General features: G+C 54.8%; 17 protein-coding genes and 1 tRNA gene. 8 read left to right on the top strand and 10 right to left on the bottom strand.

The window, feature by feature from the left end; translation table 11 throughout:
• Nucleotides 1-153: 153 nt before the first annotated feature.
• Nucleotides 154-1,659: a tryptophan halogenase family protein gene (locus FOM92_RS00090; protein WP_143774746.1), complete on the top strand. Its 1,506-nt coding sequence runs from the start codon at nt 154-156 to the stop codon at nt 1,657-1,659.
• Between the two features lie 32 nt (nt 1,660-1,691).
• Here the strand turns inward: FOM92_RS00090 and FOM92_RS00085 are convergent.
• From FOM92_RS00085 to FOM92_RS00055, 7 genes are all read right to left on the bottom strand, one after another.
• Nucleotides 1,692-1,768, bottom strand: a tRNA-Met gene (locus FOM92_RS00085).
• Nucleotides 1,769-1,845: 77 nt separating this feature from the next.
• Complete coding sequence (locus FOM92_RS00080) at nt 1,846-2,352, bottom strand: 2'-5' RNA ligase family protein (RefSeq protein ID WP_143776242.1); 507 nt, start codon at nt 2,350-2,352, stop codon at nt 1,846-1,848.
• 80 nt (nt 2,353-2,432) lie between these two features.
• Entirely contained in the window at nt 2,433-3,113 is a 681-nt protein-coding gene (gene rplI, locus FOM92_RS00075) for a 50S ribosomal protein L9 (protein ID WP_143774745.1), read from the bottom strand.
• Nucleotides 3,114-3,124: 11 nt separating this feature from the next.
• Nucleotides 3,125-3,349, bottom strand: a complete 225-nt coding sequence (gene rpsR, locus FOM92_RS00070; protein ID WP_143774744.1) for a 30S ribosomal protein S18 — start codon at nt 3,347-3,349, stop codon at nt 3,125-3,127.
• Between the two features lie 3 nt (nt 3,350-3,352).
• Entirely contained in the window at nt 3,353-3,772 is a 420-nt protein-coding gene (rpsF, locus tag FOM92_RS00065) for a 30S ribosomal protein S6 (RefSeq protein WP_143774743.1), read from the bottom strand.
• A 188-nt stretch (nt 3,773-3,960) separates the two neighbouring features.
• Entirely contained in the window at nt 3,961-5,034 is a 1,074-nt protein-coding gene (locus tag FOM92_RS00060) for a diguanylate cyclase domain-containing protein (protein WP_170226750.1), read from the bottom strand.
• Nucleotides 5,035-5,141: 107 nt separating this feature from the next.
• Nucleotides 5,142-6,533 carry a glutamate ligase domain-containing protein gene (locus FOM92_RS00055; RefSeq protein ID WP_143774741.1) on the bottom strand — a complete coding sequence of 464 codons (1,392 nt, stop codon included), beginning with the start codon at nt 6,531-6,533 and terminating at the stop codon, nt 5,142-5,144.
• Between the two features lie 89 nt (nt 6,534-6,622).
• On the opposite strand from FOM92_RS00055, the gene FOM92_RS00050 reads away from it, so the two are divergent.
• From FOM92_RS00050 to mltG, 7 genes are all read left to right on the top strand, one after another.
• The gene (locus FOM92_RS00050) at nt 6,623-7,459 is read left to right on the top strand and encodes an LD-carboxypeptidase (RefSeq protein WP_143774740.1); all 837 of its coding nucleotides are present in this window, start codon (nt 6,623-6,625) and stop codon (nt 7,457-7,459) included.
• 32 nt (nt 7,460-7,491) lie between these two features.
• Nucleotides 7,492-8,430: an ACP S-malonyltransferase gene (fabD, locus tag FOM92_RS00045; RefSeq protein ID WP_143774739.1), complete on the top strand. Its 939-nt coding sequence runs from the start codon at nt 7,492-7,494 to the stop codon at nt 8,428-8,430.
• Between the two features lie 4 nt (nt 8,431-8,434).
• The gene (locus FOM92_RS00040; protein ID WP_143774738.1) at nt 8,435-9,229 is read left to right on the top strand and encodes a crotonase/enoyl-CoA hydratase family protein; all 795 of its coding nucleotides are present in this window, start codon (nt 8,435-8,437) and stop codon (nt 9,227-9,229) included.
• A gap of 1 nt (nt 9,230) precedes the next feature.
• Nucleotides 9,231-9,968, top strand: a complete 738-nt coding sequence (gene fabG / locus FOM92_RS00035; RefSeq protein ID WP_143774737.1) for a 3-oxoacyl-[acyl-carrier-protein] reductase — start codon at nt 9,231-9,233, stop codon at nt 9,966-9,968.
• 81 nt (nt 9,969-10,049) lie between these two features.
• Complete coding sequence (locus tag FOM92_RS00030; RefSeq protein WP_143774736.1) at nt 10,050-10,283, top strand: acyl carrier protein; 234 nt, start codon at nt 10,050-10,052, stop codon at nt 10,281-10,283.
• A gap of 132 nt (nt 10,284-10,415) precedes the next feature.
• Nucleotides 10,416-11,675, top strand: a complete 1,260-nt coding sequence (gene fabF, locus FOM92_RS00025) for a beta-ketoacyl-ACP synthase II (protein WP_143774735.1) — start codon at nt 10,416-10,418, stop codon at nt 11,673-11,675.
• 42 nt (nt 11,676-11,717) lie between these two features.
• Nucleotides 11,718-12,689, top strand: a complete 972-nt coding sequence (mltG, locus tag FOM92_RS00020; RefSeq protein ID WP_143774734.1) for an endolytic transglycosylase MltG — start codon at nt 11,718-11,720, stop codon at nt 12,687-12,689.
• Nucleotides 12,690-12,705: 16 nt separating this feature from the next.
• Here the strand turns inward: mltG and FOM92_RS00015 are convergent, their stop codons facing one another.
• The 3 genes from FOM92_RS00015 to FOM92_RS00005 form a co-directional block, all read right to left on the bottom strand.
• The gene (locus tag FOM92_RS00015; RefSeq protein WP_143774733.1) at nt 12,706-14,658 is read right to left on the bottom strand and encodes an alkyl/aryl-sulfatase; all 1,953 of its coding nucleotides are present in this window, start codon (nt 14,656-14,658) and stop codon (nt 12,706-12,708) included.
• A gap of 83 nt (nt 14,659-14,741) precedes the next feature.
• Nucleotides 14,742-15,362, bottom strand: coding sequence for a GTP cyclohydrolase I FolE (folE, locus tag FOM92_RS00010; RefSeq protein ID WP_143776241.1), 621 nt, complete (start codon nt 15,360-15,362; stop codon nt 14,742-14,744).
• A gap of 266 nt (nt 15,363-15,628) precedes the next feature.
• The coding region (locus FOM92_RS00005; protein ID WP_281285535.1) for a transaldolase family protein at nt 15,629-15,917 on the bottom strand (289 nt) is incomplete at its 5' end.

Below are 15,917 nucleotides of genomic sequence, written 5' to 3'. Positions count from 1 at the left end.
GATCCTCCCTGAATGCTTTTAGCCGGGGGCATTTCTCCCACCGTTATCCCAAGGCATAACTTGAATTGAGAGCGTTCACAAGATACAAAATGAACGTTCACAATTTTCACACTTGCGCTATGATGCCCCGACTATCATGAATGGCAGGTAATCATGGCTATCGAAAAAATAATCATCGTAGGTGGAGGAACGGCAGGCTGGATGACTGCCGCAGCCTTGTCACGGCTTCGCGCAGGCCGTCCTGTCGACATTACCCTGATCGAGTCCGAAGAAATAGGCACGGTTGGCGTGGGCGAGGCGACGATACCACCCTTCCTCGATTTCAACCGCCTGCTTGAAGTAGACGAACGCGAGATGTTGTCCGCTGTGCAAGGCAGTTTCAAGCTTGGCATCCAGTTCGTGAATTGGGGCAAATTGGGCGATAGCTATATCCATCCCTTCGGCGCATATGGATATCAGGTGGAAGGCATATCCTTCCATCATGTCTGGCACAAATATCATCAGGCAGGTGACAAGCGACCGATCCAGGTATTCAATATCGAAACGATGGCCGCACATTTTGGTCGATTTGCGCGCACCGAGGATTACCAGCGCGAAGACTTGCCGCCCGTAAACTACGCATATCATCTCGATGCCGGCCGCTATGCCCGCTATTTGCGCGCCTATGCCGAAAAGCGGGGCGTTGTCCGCCGTGAAGGCAAAGTGGCCGATGTCGCGCTCAACGGCGAGAATGGATTTGTTTCTTCGGTAACAATGGACAATGGCGACGTCATTGAGGGCGATCTGTTCGTGGACTGCTCGGGTTTTCGCGGCTTATTGATCGAGCAGGCGCTGAAAACCGGTTATGAAGACTGGACCAATTTTCTTCCCTGCAACAGGGCGGTTGCTCTTCCCTGTGTGCGTGAGGATGGAAGCGGTCCCCTGCCCTACACCCGCGCCACCGCACACACAGCGGGCTGGCAATGGCAGGTTCCGCTGCAACATCGCAACGGCAACGGACATGTTTATTGCAGTGAGTTCATGTCGGATGACGAGGCGCTGTCGATTTTGCTCGGGAACATTGCAGGAAAGCCGGGTGCCGACCCCAATTATCTGCGCTTTACAACCGGCCGCAGGAAGAAGTTCTGGAACAAAAATGTCGTGGCTCTCGGCCTGTCAGCCGGTTTCATGGAGCCGCTGGAATCGACATCAATCCACTTAATCAACACAGGTATAAACAAGCTGATCGCGCTATTGTCGCTTGATGGTATCACACAGGCACAGGAAGATGCCTTCAACCGCCTTACCGGCAAAGAATATGCCCGTATCCGGGACTTCCTGATCCTCCACTATAATACGACCACCCGCGACGACAGTCCCTTTTGGGACTATTGCCGCAACATGGCCGTGCCCGAGACCCTGACTGAAAAAACCGACCTGTTCCGCTTGAATGGGCAGATTTTCCGCGAGGATGACGAGTTGTTCACAGAAACAAGCTGGGCAGCGGTAATGATGGGCCAGGGTATCATGATGGGCGGACATAACCCGATGGCTGACGCCGTCAGGGAACCTGCGACTGCCAAGGAAATGGATGCCATGGAGCAATCGATCCGCTTCGTTGTGCAGCATATGCCGAGTCATGGAGACTATTTGCAGAAATATTGCCCGGCACCGGCTTGAGTGCATACAAGTTTGAGGGGGGCAGAATGTCTTGGTAGCGAAGGAGGGACTTGAACCCCCGACCTATGGATTATGATTCCACCGCTCTAACCAGCTGAGCTACTTCGCCATACCAAGCATGAATCCCGTCAGTGGCGGGAAAGCACGCGGCGCTATAAGCGGGGGTTAAAGGCGGGTCAAGGGCTGTCAGCCCCGAAATTTCCAGCTTCCGATCCTAGCCCATGGTCCGCCACGATAATAATGGGCAGCAAGTCCTGTTATGACCAGCGGACGCGGCACAAAGTCACGACTCAAAACCGCATGGAGGGCTTTGGCGCGTCGTGATTCAACCTTATTTTGTATCGTAATGTGCAGCCGCGGCGGCACTTGATCCTGGGGGATCAGCAATCCCTGCAAGCCCGACGCCAGATCTTCGCGGATCGCCAGCAACGCTTCACTCAAAATCCGATAGGCAACTCCGTTTCCGAGCAGGATGACATCGGACAAAAAGGCATCGGGGACAGGATATTCTTTTGCAACGGTCGATAGTCTGGATTTGATTTCGTCCAGGCTGTCAGGCGGAAGATGGTGGAAAAGGGTGATATGGGCATCAACAACATTCCGGTCGGCGGGGTAATGTTCCCGGCGCAATGCGTTTGCCCAGGCCTGGTCCGCCTTTCCCATTTCCGCAGTAATGATAACAGGTGCGTTCAATGCCGGAAAATTTTCAGGGGGCAACAAAAAAGCCGCCCGATCTTTCAATCAGGCGGCCATTCTGTTTCGTGACGAAAAACTTAAGCGTCGTCGCCAGCGTCTGCGGAAAGACCGCCTTCTGCTTCAGCGGCAGCCTTGGCTGCGGCCTGCTCTTCGCGGCGCTTCGCATTGGCTTCGGCTTCCGCTGCCGCGGCTGCGTCGGCAGCTGCTTCGGCTTCAACCTGAGCTTCGATAGCTTCGGCAGCGATTTCGGCCTGTTCGGCTTCAAACATCTGCTCGAGAACATTGACGCCGTCTTTCTGCAGCTCGGCTTCGTCGTCCGAACGGGCGACATTGACCTGAACAGTGACGGTAACTTCAGGGTGCAGAACAACCTTCACGTCAAAAAGACCCAAGGTCTTGATCGGGCGTTCCAGCACGATCATGCTCTTGGCTACCTTTGCGTCCTGGGCATTCAGGCCGTCAACGATATCCTTGACCGATACCGAACCGTAAAGCTGTCCGGTTTGCGACGCAGCGCGGATCAGAACGATCTGCTTGCCTTCGACATTACCCGAAGCAGCCATCGCAGCTTCGCGACGCGACGCATTGTCGGCTTCAATCTTGGCACGGTTGGCTTCAAAAACCTTGCGGTTGGCTTCGTTGGCACGAAGAGCCTTCTTGTTTGGCAACAAGAAGTTGCGTGCATAGCCGTCTTTCACAGTGACAACGTCACCAATGCCGCCCAGCTTTTCAACGCGTTCGAGAAGTATGATATCCATATCGCGGCTCCTTACTTCACGATGTAGGGAAGCAGGCCGATGTGACGGGCGCGCTTGATAGCCTGGCCCAGCTCACGCTGCTTCTTTGCCGAAACGGCGGTGATGCGCGACGGTACAATCTTGCCACGCTCGGAAATGTAGCCCTGAAGAAGGCGTACATCTTTATAATCGATCTTTGGCGCATCTTTACCCTGGAACGGGCAGGACTTGCGACGACGGAAAAATGGACGTGCCATGATTTATGCCTCCTGCTCTGCACGGGGTGCGCGGTCGCCACGCGGAGCACCACGGTCGCGATCGCCGCCAAAACCACCACGTTCGCTACGCTCAGGACGGTCGCTCTTACGCATCATCACCGAGGGACCCTTTTCATGCTCGTCAACGCGGACGGTCATGTAGCGGATCACATCTTCGTTCATGCGAGTCTGACGCTCCAGTTCGGCGATGGTGTCGCCGGAAGCATCGATCTCGAGCATCACGAAATGCGCTTTGCGGTTCTTTTGGATTTTGTAGGTCAATGTGCGAAGACCCCAGGTTTCGGTCTTTACAACCTTGCCTTTATTGTCTTCCACAATCTTGGTGGCATTTTCAGCCAGCGCATCAACTTGGGCCTGAGACAGGTCCTGACGCGCCAAAAATACATGCTCGTACAGCGGCATGGGCGTTTCCTTGTTCTTACCGATCGCTGACGCCGCACCATGCGAACGCCCCTCCGGCTTTCTTCCTTTTCGATCAGGCTGGCCTGAGCGAAGTGGGGCGCTTAGGTGGGTTTTGCCGGAAATGCAAGCGATTCGGCCATTGAAGCGCCGCCATTAGTTTTGAACTGGGAAATCAGCCGTTGGAGAACTCAGGGCGCGATGCAAATGCGGTTACGTCCTGTGTTCTTCGCTTCATACAATGCCTGATCCGCTCGGGAAAGCATCGATGCGCCGGTTTCGCCAATCTGGAGCGTTGCAACGCCACAGGATATGGTGACTTCACCGATCGACACATTGGTGTCCTTGGCAACCAGACGTTTGGCATCCAGACGGGCACGCGCGCTATTCAGAAGATCGCAAGCAAGCGACGCGTTCATGTTTTCGAAAAGCAACGCATATTCCTCGCCGCCGTGGCGCGCCACATGCGCCTTCGCGCCCGCACAGTTTTTCAGCACTTGGGCCACGTGCTTGATCACACGATCCCCAACAGCGTGGCCGTGCGTGTCATTGACCTTCTTAAAAAAGTCGATGTCACAAAAGGCAACAGATAGTGGCTTTTTGGTCTCATGAGCGACCTCAATGGCCTCGTCCAACTGCAGGTCGAATGCACGACGGTTGGGAAGTCCAGTCAGCGCATCACTCAAAGCCTGCTTCTGGCTTTGCACTAAACGACTTTTTAGCTGAGACATCGCTTTTGAGCGTTCACGCAACTCTGCCTCGGCCTTGGCCGCTCGCTCCATCATATTCTGCGTAAGAACCTGAAGCTTGGAAATCGCTTCGCGCGCTGCTTCGGGATTGGAGAGTGAATCGACCGAAACCCCCAAGGCCGCGCCAAAATTCGCGACATCCTGACCGGACCGGTCGGCTGTCAACTGCGCTTCGTTGATGTCGCTTTTGGCTTTTTCGACCATTGCAGCCAGTTCACGCTCGCTGATTGCGTTGCGCATGACATCGAGCAAACCCGAGGCATGAACGGGTGAAATACCTCCATGCTCGAGCATATGGGCCTCGATCATGTGACGTTGTGTGCTCGATGCACCTGCGAGGTACAGCCAGGCGAGTTCATAATGGTCCGGGATCGGATCGAGCCCCGCCCGCGCCAAGAACTCGCATATATCTTCCACCATCGCACCGTGGCGCATCATGAAGCGGTCGTCACGCGACAGCTCCTCACGCACACCCGGCGTGCGGGTTTCCGATTTGCGACCCAAAAGCCACTTCAACAGACCGCCCGAAGGCTCGCTACTCTCACCAATATCTAAAGAAATGCTGCTCATGGCTGGAGAAACGGACGCTGTCGCAATTTCTTTACCATGTTTTCAAAAAAAATTTATGAGCGCAGTTTTTCCACAATTTCAGTGGCAAACGCGCTCAATGTATCGTCGCGTGCGCCCATGATGACAATACGGTCACCTGGCCGGGCCATGGCGATGATTTGCCGTCCACACTCCGCCCGATCAGCAACATGTAGCGCTTGAACGGTACCCAACCTGTTGACGTCCGCGACGACGCTGTCCGAACCGATGCTTTTATCGACTGTACCGCCGAAATATACGGGATCGCAGAGGAAAAGCCTGTCTTGCCTATCCAGCTTGGCCGCAAATATCTCGGCGAGCTCTTTCCCCATTACCCGCAGGGGGCCAAAACCATGCGGTTGGAAAAAGGCGATGACCCGACCCGGGAATGCTTTCAGGGTATCAAGTGTGGCCGAGATTTTGTCGGGGTTATGGCCAAAGTCATCAATAACGGTAATGTCACGTTCTGTGCCGACTATTTCGAAACGGCGCGCCAAGCCCTTATACTGGCCAAGGGCGGCTACAGCCTGTTCAAGATCAAGCCCAAGTCCGGCGCTGGCCGCAAGCGCGGCGAGCGCGTTAGCGGCATTATGTCGCCCGGGGACAGCCAGCCGAACTTCATGTTCTGTATTTTTGACCAAAAGGCGGAACTCTACGGACAAAGGTTTCTCGACCATATCGACTGCACGAAAATCGGCGTTTGCCGCAAAGCCAAAGGAAACTGCATCCGATTTGTTCGCCATCAGCGCGACACTTTCAGGATCATCGGCGTTCCAGACCGTGCCTTTCGCCCGTGCAGCGAAATCGCCGAACAATTGCCGCAATTCATCCAGGCTCTTATGATCAAGCGTAATGTTATTGAGCACTGCAATTTCAGGTTGGAATAGCGCGATCGAACCATCGCTTTCGTCCACCTCACTGATAAAAAGCCCTCCCTTACCGACCCGGCTACTCGCAAAGGGGGCATCGGCATCGGCGAAGTTCCGCATGACGGCACCGTTCATTATCGTAGGGTCACAGGACAGTTTGCTTGCGATCCAGCCGATCATTCCCGTTACCGTTGACTTGCCGCTTGTCCCGCCGACCGCGACAGATCGTGGGGATGCGTTGAACAATTGAGCGAGCAATTGGGCCCGCGTCATGCGCACACAGCCCAGCGCTTTGGCCTTGGCGACATCAGGCACACTGTCCTCGACCGCAGCGGAAGCCACCAAAATCTGGTCACTGCGTGTCAGGCCGCTACCATCCTGCGCAAACAAGTCCATGCCGCGCGCCTGCAGATACTCGAATTTGGCTCCCAAACGCCCTTGGTCAAGTGCACGGTCGGAACCCGCCACTTCTGCGCCTTGTTCAGCCAAAATGGTGGCGAGCGGCAACATGCCTGACCCGCCAATGCCGCAGAAGAAATAGGATTTGGTATTGCTCATCCATCCCCGCTATTGCGTGGCGCTGGCTTTGGCAACATGCACGATGGCAAAGCGTGGTCGAACAGTGTCGGACGGGAGGAAGGACAAATATGAAGATCGGGATTTGCGCCCCATCAACCGCCTTTACCCGGGTGGATGCCGATCGCGTGACGGCATTGGCGGCTTTGCATCATCCCGAAGCCGAATTATTGTTCGACCCGCAATGTTTTGTCGAGAAAGGTCACTTCGCTGGCACCGATCAGGAACGCCTGACCGCCTTCGTCGATCTCGCCAATGATCCATCTATCGACGCCATCTGGTTCGTACGGGGCGGATATGGCGCATGTCGCATCGCCGAACAGGCGGTGGCGGGCCTTAAAGAAGTTGCGCATCGCAAACTTTATATGGGCTATAGCGATCAGGGAAATTTGCTGGGTTGCCTTCAGCGCCACGGTTTTCCCCACCTCGCCCACGGCCCCATGCCTGCGGACATAAGGCGCGAAGGAGGCGATGCAGCCGTTATTCGTGCACTGGACTGGATTGTCCATCGCAGTCCTCAATCGCTGGAACCGCATGTTCAGGCGGGTGAACGCCATGCGGCCTTCAACCTGATGACGCTGGCCATGATGGTAGGTACGCCCCTTATGCCGGATTTGAAGGGGCATGTACTGATGATCGAAGAAGTCAGCGAATATCTCTATGCCTTTGACCGCGCTTTTTTCCACATGAGCAGCCATTTGAAAGATATGGGCCTTGCCGGTTTGCGCTTGGGCCGGGTCAGCGATGTTCCTGAAAATGATCGCCCCTTTGGCGAAGGCGCAACCGAAATTGCCAAGCGCTGGTGCCGCACGAACGGGCTCAACTTTATGGGGCATGCCGATATCGGCCATGACGCAGACAACAAGATCGTGCCGTTCGGGCTTGCAACATCCAGCGCCACTTTCTAGGCGGCTGCAAACAAATCTGAAAGGGAGCATCTATGCGCGCATTCATCTTTCCGGGCCAAGGCAGTCAGGCCGTTGGCATGGGCCAGGCACTTGCTGCTGCAAGCCCGACGGCAAAGGCGGTGTTTCAGGAAGTCGATGACGCTCTGGACCAGAATCTGTTCAAATTGATGTGCGAAGGCCCCGAAAGCGACCTGACGCTGACAGAGAATGCACAGCCCGCCATTATGGCCAATGCCATTGCCACTTTGCGCGTGCTTGAGGTTGAAGGAAGCGTTTCCCTTGGAAGCAAATGCAGCTTCGTCGCCGGCCACTCGCTTGGTGAGTATTCGGCATTATGTGCGGCGGGCACTTTCGATCTTGCGACAACCGCACGGCTGTTGAAGCTGCGCGGCCGCGCAATGCAGGCGGCTGTTCCTGTCGGTATCGGCGCCATGGCGGCATTGCTCGGGGCCGATATCGAAAAAGCCGAAGCCTTGGCTCAGGCGGCAGCCGAAGGTGACACCTGCACGGTAGCAAATGACAATGATCCTTCGCAGGTCGTGATATCGGGTCACAAAAGCGCGATTGATCGTGCAATCGAGCTTGTGAAAGACCATGGAATCAAACGCGGTATATTGCTGCCGGTGTCTGCGCCCTTCCACTGTCCATTAATGCAGCCGGCCGCCGACGCCATGGCCGAAGCCTTGGCCAAAACCGATCTGCAAACACCCATTGTGCCGCTATATGCAAATGTCACGGCAGACGCGGTCATCGATCCGGATACGATCCGGGCGCAATTGGTGGAGCAGGTGACCGGGCGTGTACGTTGGCGGGAATCTGCTATAGCCATGGCAGCAGCGGGCGTGACCCATTTTGTCGAATTCGGTGGCAAAGTGCTGAGCCCCATGGTGAAGCGTAGTGCCGGGGAAGATGTTTCGACCACGAGCATCATTTCAATGGACGATATCGAAGCCCTTTTAAAGGAGCTGTAAAGCCATGTTGATACAAGAACGCGATGGCGCTGTCCTGACAGTAACGTTGAACCTGCCCGAAAAGCGCAATCCCATATCCGACAATGATGTTGTTGACGCCTTGTGCGCTGCGATGGAGGCGGCGGACAAGGACATCACCATTGGCTGTGTAATCCTGACAGGCGCAGGAAGCGCCTTTTCTTCGGGTGGAGATTTGAAACAGATGGTTCCCGACGTGGGCAGCCTTCGTTCCGGCAAATCTGTTCAGACGCGCCGCAATTACAAATATGGCATACAGCGTCTGCCTCTCTTATTCCAGGCCTTGGAAGTCCCGGTCATTGCCGCAGTCAATGGCCATGCCATTGGGGCAGGTTGCGATCTTGCCTGCATGTGCGACATCCGGGTTGCCTCCGAAAACGCCAAGTTTGCGGAGAGTTTTGTCAAGCTCGGGATCATTCCGGGTGATGGTGGCGCCTGGCTTTTGCCCCGCATAGTAGGTTTTTCCAAAGCGACCGAATTGGCACTGACCGGTGAAATGATTGACGCAGCCGAGGCATTGCGCATCGGTCTTGTATCCGAAGTGGTTGCGCCTGAAGAATTAATGGCCACCGCACGGCGAATAGCGGACAAGATAGTTGCGAACCCACCGCATGCTGTGCGTATGACCAAGCGTTTGTTGCGCGAAGGGCAGACAGCCGAATTGCGAAACATCCTTGAAATGTCGGCTGCTATGCAGGCTCTTGCCCATTCAACAGCCGACAATGACGAAGCCATCAATGCGTTCATGGAAAAGCGCGCACCAAAGTTTACGGGAGAATAATATGTTTGATCTTACCGGTATGACCGCCCTTGTTACCGGAGCATCCGGCGGCATCGGCAGCGCGATTTGCCACGCTCTGGCTAGCCAGGGTGCGCGTCTGGCGGTTTCTGGATCCAATGTTGAGAAACTGGAGACTTTCCGCGCCTCTTTGGACGGTGATCACGTCGCGATTCCTTGCAATCTGGGCGATGCGGAAAGTGTTGAAGCTCTTGTTCCGGCGGCATTGGAGAAACTGGGTCAGATCGATATTCTGGTAAATAACGCCGGCGTCACCCGCGATAATCTGACGATGCGGATGAAAGATGAAGAATGGGACGAAGTGATCCAGATCAATCTGGAAAGCGCTTTTCGCCTGATGCGCGCAGCGAGCCGGCCGATGATGAAAGCCCGTTTCGGCCGCATGATCTCGGTTACCAGTGTCGTCGGCGCAACAGGCAATCCCGGCCAGGCAAATTATGCTGCATCCAAAGCAGGTCTGGTCGGAATGTCGAAATCAATGGCTCAAGAGCTTGCAAGTCGAGGGATTACCGTCAACTGCGTCGCGCCGGGATTTATTGCGACGCCGATGACAGATGTCTTGCCCGAAGCCCAGAAGGAAGCCTTGAATGCCCGCATCCCTATGGGCCGGATGGGCGAAGGCACAGACATTGGCGCCGCAGTTGCCTATCTCGCCTCAAAGGAGGCTGGATATATCACAGGCCAAACATTACATGTAAACGGCGGGATGGCGATGCTTTAACGCTTGCCACTTGCCAGCAGCCGTTCTGGACATTAGGGCGAGTCCTGATATTAATCCTCCCAAGCTATAAGGGGCAAATAAATGAGTGATACCGCGGACCGGGTCAAAAAGATCGTTGTAGAACATTTGGGTGTCGAAGCCGACAAGGTAACGGAAGCAGCCAGCTTTATTGATGATCTCGGCGCCGACAGCCTCGACATCGTCGAACTCGTCATGGCGTTTGAAGAAGAGTTCAATGTGGAAATCCCAGACGATGCGGCCGAAAAGATCGCAACCGTCAAGGATGCCATCGACTTTATCAACGCCAACGGTTGATCGGGTGCAGCAGCGCGCTTGCGTTGCACATCTTAAGGATAGCGCGGCTTTCCGGTTTTAACCGGAAAGCCGTTTGCATTTTGGCTCCACTTGTTTTTATTGGGCGCTCAAAAGCCCGCCAGGAGATAAAGCATGCGTCGTGTTGTGGTTACGGGACTGGGACTGGTTACGCCCTTGGGCGGGGATGTCGAAACTTCTTGGGCCAATCTGATAGCGGGTAAATCGGGAGCAGGCCTTATCACCCGCTTCGATACCAGCGATCAGAAATGTCATATCGCATGCGAAGTGAAGCCAAAGGATCACCCCTGGGGGTTCGACCCTGACAAGCGTGTGGACCACAAGGTGCAGCGTCAGGTGGATCCGTTTATCATTTACGGCATCGACGCTGCGGGCCAGGCTTTGGAAGATGCCGGTCTGACAGAAATGACCGAAGAGCAAAAGCTACGTGCCGGCTGCTCGATCGGGTCGGGTATCGGCGGCTTACCGGGCATTGAGAGTGAGGCATTGCTTTTGGCCGAAAAAGGCCCCGGTCGCGTGAGCCCGCATTTTGTGCATGGCCGCCTCATCAACCTTATTTCCGGACAAGTGAGCATTAAATACGGCCTGAAAGGTCCGAACCATGCAGTCGTAACCGCCTGCTCGACCGGTGCGCATTCTATTGGCGATGCGGCACGTATGATCCGCGATGACGACGCCGATATCATGCTGGCCGGCGGCGCCGAAGGCACGGTCAACCCCCTGGGCATTGCCGGTTTTGCTCAAGCCCGGGCATTGAACATGACATTTAATGACCGGCCCGAGCAGGCCAGCCGCCCCTATGACAAAGACCGAGACGGATTTGTTATGGGTGAAGGCGCCGGTATCGTTGTTCTTGAAGAATATGAACACGCCAAGGCGCGTGGCGCAAAAATCTATGCCGAAGTCGTGGGCTATGGCTTGTCCGGCGACGCCTATCATGTAACCGCACCTCATCCTGAAGGCGATGGCGCATTCCGTTCCATGCAGATGGCGCTGAAGAAGGCAGGCATGACACCATCCGATATTGATTATATTAATGCCCATGGCACCTCGACCATGGCCGATACGATTGAGTTGGGCGCGGTCAAGCGGTTGTTCGGGGATGCGATATCCACGGTTTCGATGAGCTCGACCAAATCGGCTATTGGCCATTTGTTGGGTGGCGCTGGTGCAGTGGAAAGCATTTTCTGCATTTTGGCATTACGCGACCAGATCGTGCCGCCCACTTTAAATCTCGACAATCCGGATGAAGGCACGGACGGTGTCGACCTGGTGCCCCATGTTGCAAAGAAGCGTGAGGTAAAAGCTGTGCTCAACAACAGTTTCGGCTTTGGGGGCACCAACGCCAGCCTGATCATGAAAGCAGTCGACTAAAGTGCCGCATCCGGGCTGCTTGAACATCGGAACGGTTGTTTGATGCGCAAATTGGCCAAATGGGCAATTATTGCAGCTCTGGTGCTGCTTGCCGCAATTGCTGCCAACTTTGTTTACGGCTGGACGGCTCCCGGCCCCCTGACCCGTGAGACATCGGTTGTCATTAAACCTGGATCAAGTATTACTTCGGCGGCGAAACTTCTTGAAGAAGCAGGTGTTGTCAAATCCGCCGACGCTTTCATCAACCGCGCAAAAATATTCGGTGCCACTAGCACCATCAAGGCGGGCGAATTCATTATCCCTGCGGGCGCTTCAAACTCCGATGTGCTCGACATTCTTACCGGAGGAAAAACCGTACAGCGCATGGTGACCATCCCTGAGGGCTGGCCATCAATCATGGTGTATGAGCGCCTGATGGCGAATGACCGTCTGACCGGTACTATAGAAATTCCGGCCGAAGGGTCCATTTTGCCCGACAGCTATGCTTTTGAGAAAAACGAAAGCCGGGCAGCGGTACTGAAACGCATGCAGGACGCCATGACGCGCACGATGGCGGATCTGTGGCCGAAACGTAGCAGCGACACAGTTGTAAAAACACCAGAAGAAGCATTGACGCTTGCCTCTATTGTGGAGAAGGAGACGGCGTTGAAGTCGGAACTGCGCATGGTCGCCGGCGTCTATTCCAACCGCATCCGTCAGGGCATGATGCTGCAGGCAGATCCCACAATTATTTATCCGATTACAAAGGGCAAGCCTCTCGGTCGCCGCATCCGCCAATCAGAGATCGCCGATGTTAACGACTATAACACCTATGCCATGGTTGGCTTGCCCCGAGGCCCTATTGCCAACCCCTCACGTGCTGCAATCGAGGCTGTCCTTAATCCGGAAAAGACTAAAGCCCTGTTCTTTGTAGCCGATGGTAAAGGTGGTCATGTTTTTGCAAATACCCTGCAAGAACATAATGCCAATGTTGAGAAATGGTACGCGATCCGCCGCGAACGGGGTGAAATGTAAACTGCCCGATATGGACCTACGGTTCCACAATATTGAACGGTCCTGGCATAGGATCAAGCGCCGCCTGCAACGCTTCCACCTGCGAACGATCGCCTTCTACCTTAAGCCCTGCCGCTTCTAGCTGTGACAAAGGTAGCTTTAGGAAAAACAATGCCAAAAACAGCTGCCGCGGTCCACTGACCGTGACTGCGGGCTTTTCATGAGCGGCGCCCATTTCACTAAACATGACGGCGTTGCCGACCGAAATCTTGGCCTGTTCGTTTCTGTCGGTAAAACGCAGATTGAGTGCCAGTTTCCGGTCTGTAATTGCAATAGGATCAAGCCGCGTAGCAACCGAATCCAGCAATAGGCCCGTCGGGACGGCCGAGATCATATCGATGCTCTGTGTGTTGATGCTCGACTTGACGCCTTGGCGCAATTCACGCGCCGCCGAAAGGAACATGTTCCGCCAGATGGCGGACTCTGCCTGATAGCCCTGCTGCTCGTAACTATCAGCGAGCAAAGCGCGTCCTTCCGAATTTTTCGGATCGGCAAAAACCAGATTGTTAAGCAAATCGGAAGACCAGCGATAATCTCCCTGCGCCATCGCTTTTTTCGCAGCAGCCAACACCTTCTTAGCGCCACCCATGGCCGCGATCATTTTCGCCGCGCGTATTTCGGGCGGATGGGGATTCAGATTTGCCGGAACCGCATCATACCACCCCAGATAAAATTGGTAGATCGCTTTGGAATTATGACTGTAGGTGCCGTAATATCCCTTGTTGAACCACTGGTCGCCAATGGCTGGAGGTGCCTTCAATGCCTCGGCGATCTCGGCTTGCGTCATCCCCTTGTTCATCATCCGGACTGTCTGGTCGTGCAAGTACCGGTAGTTATCCCGCTGTCCTGCAAGCCACCCCTTGACTTCATCCTGGCCAAACCGGGGCCAGCAGTGGCTTGATGCAACGATATCGCTGCGATCTCCGTAGAGATTGACGGCTTCGTTAAGAAAGCCGGCCCAGGCATGGGCATCGCGCACCTTCGCCCCGCGCGGCGTCAAGATGTTGTGGAGCGAACAGGTGGCGATCTCGGCAGCAAGGAAAGTCCGCGCGGCGGGAACATACACATTCATTTCAGCGGGTGCTTCGGTTTCAGGCACCATCTGGAACTCAAGGGTAACTCCATCAATCTCCCGTGTTTCACCGGTTTTTCTAACCTCCATGGTCGGTGCAATGAGCGTGATGTCGCCACCTGCGACACCCCGCCCGATACCACTGCCCATCTGTCCAAAAGGTCCCGGCTGCAAATGTGATCCGAACTGGAAATTGGCACGGCGTCCCATGGCTGGTCCGGCCATGACGTTTTCCGATGCTGTTTCGGCCAGAAAATGTTCAGGCGCAATGATTTGAACCTTTCCGGCTTTCACGTCGGCTTCGTTAACGACACCACGGACACCGCCGAAATGATCACCATGACTATGGCTATAGATGACGGCACTGACCGGACGTGGGCCCAAGGTCTCGTTGACTAATTTAAGCGCGGCTGCCGCAGTTTCCCGTGTCGTCAACGGATCGATTAATATCCATCCGCTTTGCCCCTTGATGACCGTCATGTTGGACACGTCAAAACCGCGGACTTGCCACATGTTTTCGGACAGGGCGAACAGACCATGCTTTCGCAATAATCCCATGTGACGCCAAAGGCTGGGGTTTACCGAGTCAGGAGCGGTATTGCTGGCCATCCAGTCATACGCACCCAGATTCCATACAATTTTGCCGTCTTTTGTCTTGATCTGGGGATCGGATAAAGTGGCAATGAACCCCCGATCCGAAAAGTCGGCATCACGACCGTCATCGACAGGCAGACTTTGCGCGCTGAGGCGCTGCGCGGAAATCGTAGCGGTCGATGCGGGCTTTTCAGCAGATTCGGCAAAAGCAGCCCCGGCGAAACCGCTGGCGCAGCCTAAGAGTAACAAAGCTTTCCTGATCATTTCACTCTCCCTCACACGGGAGATTGCGCGCGCACAGGGAAAATGTAAAGCTGATTAGACATTTCCCCGACGCGTTGGGGGGATTAATAACCCATCAGACTCATGACTTCTTTGCGGCTCGATTGGTCATCCAGAAAACAACCAATCAGTTTGGATGTCACCATTCCAACCCCGTGCACCTTTACGCCCCGGCCAGTCATACAGCCATGCTGCGCCTCAATGACGACAGCAACACCCTCGGGCTTCAGGTTGTCCCAAATACAGTTTGCAACTTCGGCTGTCAGGCGTTCCTGTACTTGCAGGCGCTGTGCAAATCCGTGGAGCACACGTGCAAGCTTCGATATTCCGACAACTCGATCGGTTGGCATATAAGCAATCGATGCCTTGCCGATAATGGGTGCCATGTGATGCTCGCAATGCGACTGAAAAGGTATGTCCTTCAACAGCACGAGTTCATGATAGCCACCGACTTCCTGAAATGTACGGGAAAGATGGGCAGCAGGGTCTTCGGCATAGCCCGCGCAATATTCCCGCCAAGCACGTCCGACCCGTGCCGGTGTATCCAGCAGACCTTCGCGGCTTGGATCATCACCCGACCACCGGATAAGAGTGCGGATGGCATCCTGAACATCTTCAGGGACAATGACCTTGCCATTGCCGTCGATTTCGTCGTGATAATGAATATGTGCGATGGGAAACACCATTTCGGGCTTGTTCATATTTAGACTCCCGCAAACGCGCTGTCTGCGTGGATTGGCTAATATTCCCGCCCGCCTTTCAATCCTATACAGACAATAGCCCATAGGCATTTGTCCGCAAGTGTAGAAGATTTTCAACCGATGTCGGAAACATACAAGCGATGGCTTCCGAATCCTGCTAATTTTGATTCGTTATCCAGTTCCTCGTTTTACGGGGGTTTTGGGGGGGAACGGAATTTTTGCGACCCGTTCCGTTCTCCCTCAAGCATTTCTCACCCGATTGCCTGACCTGTTTTTGCCCAGTCGGCAAGGAAGCCTTCGATGCCCTTGTCGGTCAGGACATGCTTAAACAGTCCTTTGATGACCGCAGGCGGCGCCGTCATGACATCAGCTCCAATCTTCGCTGCCTCCAGCACGTGAATGCCGTGGCGCACGCTTGCCACCAATATCTCGGTACCAAAGTCATAATTGTCGTAGATCAGCCGGATGTCGCTGATCAGCTGCATTCCATCGAAGCCGTTATCGTCATGCCGGCCGACGAAAGGCGAGACAAAACTTGCA

Origin of the sequence: Sphingorhabdus contaminans (assembly GCF_007280415.1) — a bacterium.
Taxonomy (GTDB): Bacteria; Pseudomonadota; Alphaproteobacteria; order Sphingomonadales; family Sphingomonadaceae; genus Sphingorhabdus_B; species Sphingorhabdus_B contaminans.
This window is presented reverse-complemented; position numbering and strand designations above follow the sequence as displayed.

Coding starts and splice junctions, on each gene's coding strand:
- FOM92_RS00090 (WP_143774746.1), top strand. CDS start 154: ATGGCTATCGAAAAAATAATCATCGTAGGTGGAGGAACGGCAGGCTGG.
- rplI (WP_143774745.1), bottom strand. CDS start 3,113: ATGGATATCATACTTCTCGAACGCGTTGAAAAGCTGGGCGGCATTGGT.
- rpsR (WP_143774744.1), bottom strand. CDS start 3,349: ATGGCACGTCCATTTTTCCGTCGTCGCAAGTCCTGCCCGTTCCAGGGT.
- rpsF (WP_143774743.1), bottom strand. CDS start 3,772: ATGCCGCTGTACGAGCATGTATTTTTGGCGCGTCAGGACCTGTCTCAG.
- FOM92_RS00055 (WP_143774741.1), bottom strand. CDS start 6,533: ATGAGCAATACCAAATCCTATTTCTTCTGCGGCATTGGCGGGTCAGGC.
- FOM92_RS00050 (WP_143774740.1), top strand. CDS start 6,623: ATGAAGATCGGGATTTGCGCCCCATCAACCGCCTTTACCCGGGTGGAT.
- fabD (WP_143774739.1), top strand. CDS start 7,492: ATGCGCGCATTCATCTTTCCGGGCCAAGGCAGTCAGGCCGTTGGCATG.
- FOM92_RS00040 (WP_143774738.1), top strand. CDS start 8,435: ATGTTGATACAAGAACGCGATGGCGCTGTCCTGACAGTAACGTTGAAC.
- fabG (WP_143774737.1), top strand. CDS start 9,231: ATGTTTGATCTTACCGGTATGACCGCCCTTGTTACCGGAGCATCCGGC.
- FOM92_RS00030 (WP_143774736.1), top strand. CDS start 10,050: ATGAGTGATACCGCGGACCGGGTCAAAAAGATCGTTGTAGAACATTTG.
- fabF (WP_143774735.1), top strand. CDS start 10,416: ATGCGTCGTGTTGTGGTTACGGGACTGGGACTGGTTACGCCCTTGGGC.
- mltG (WP_143774734.1), top strand. CDS start 11,718: ATGCGCAAATTGGCCAAATGGGCAATTATTGCAGCTCTGGTGCTGCTT.
- FOM92_RS00015 (WP_143774733.1), bottom strand. CDS start 14,658: ATGATCAGGAAAGCTTTGTTACTCTTAGGCTGCGCCAGCGGTTTCGCC.
- folE (WP_143776241.1), bottom strand. CDS start 15,362: ATGGTGTTTCCCATCGCACATATTCATTATCACGACGAAATCGACGGC.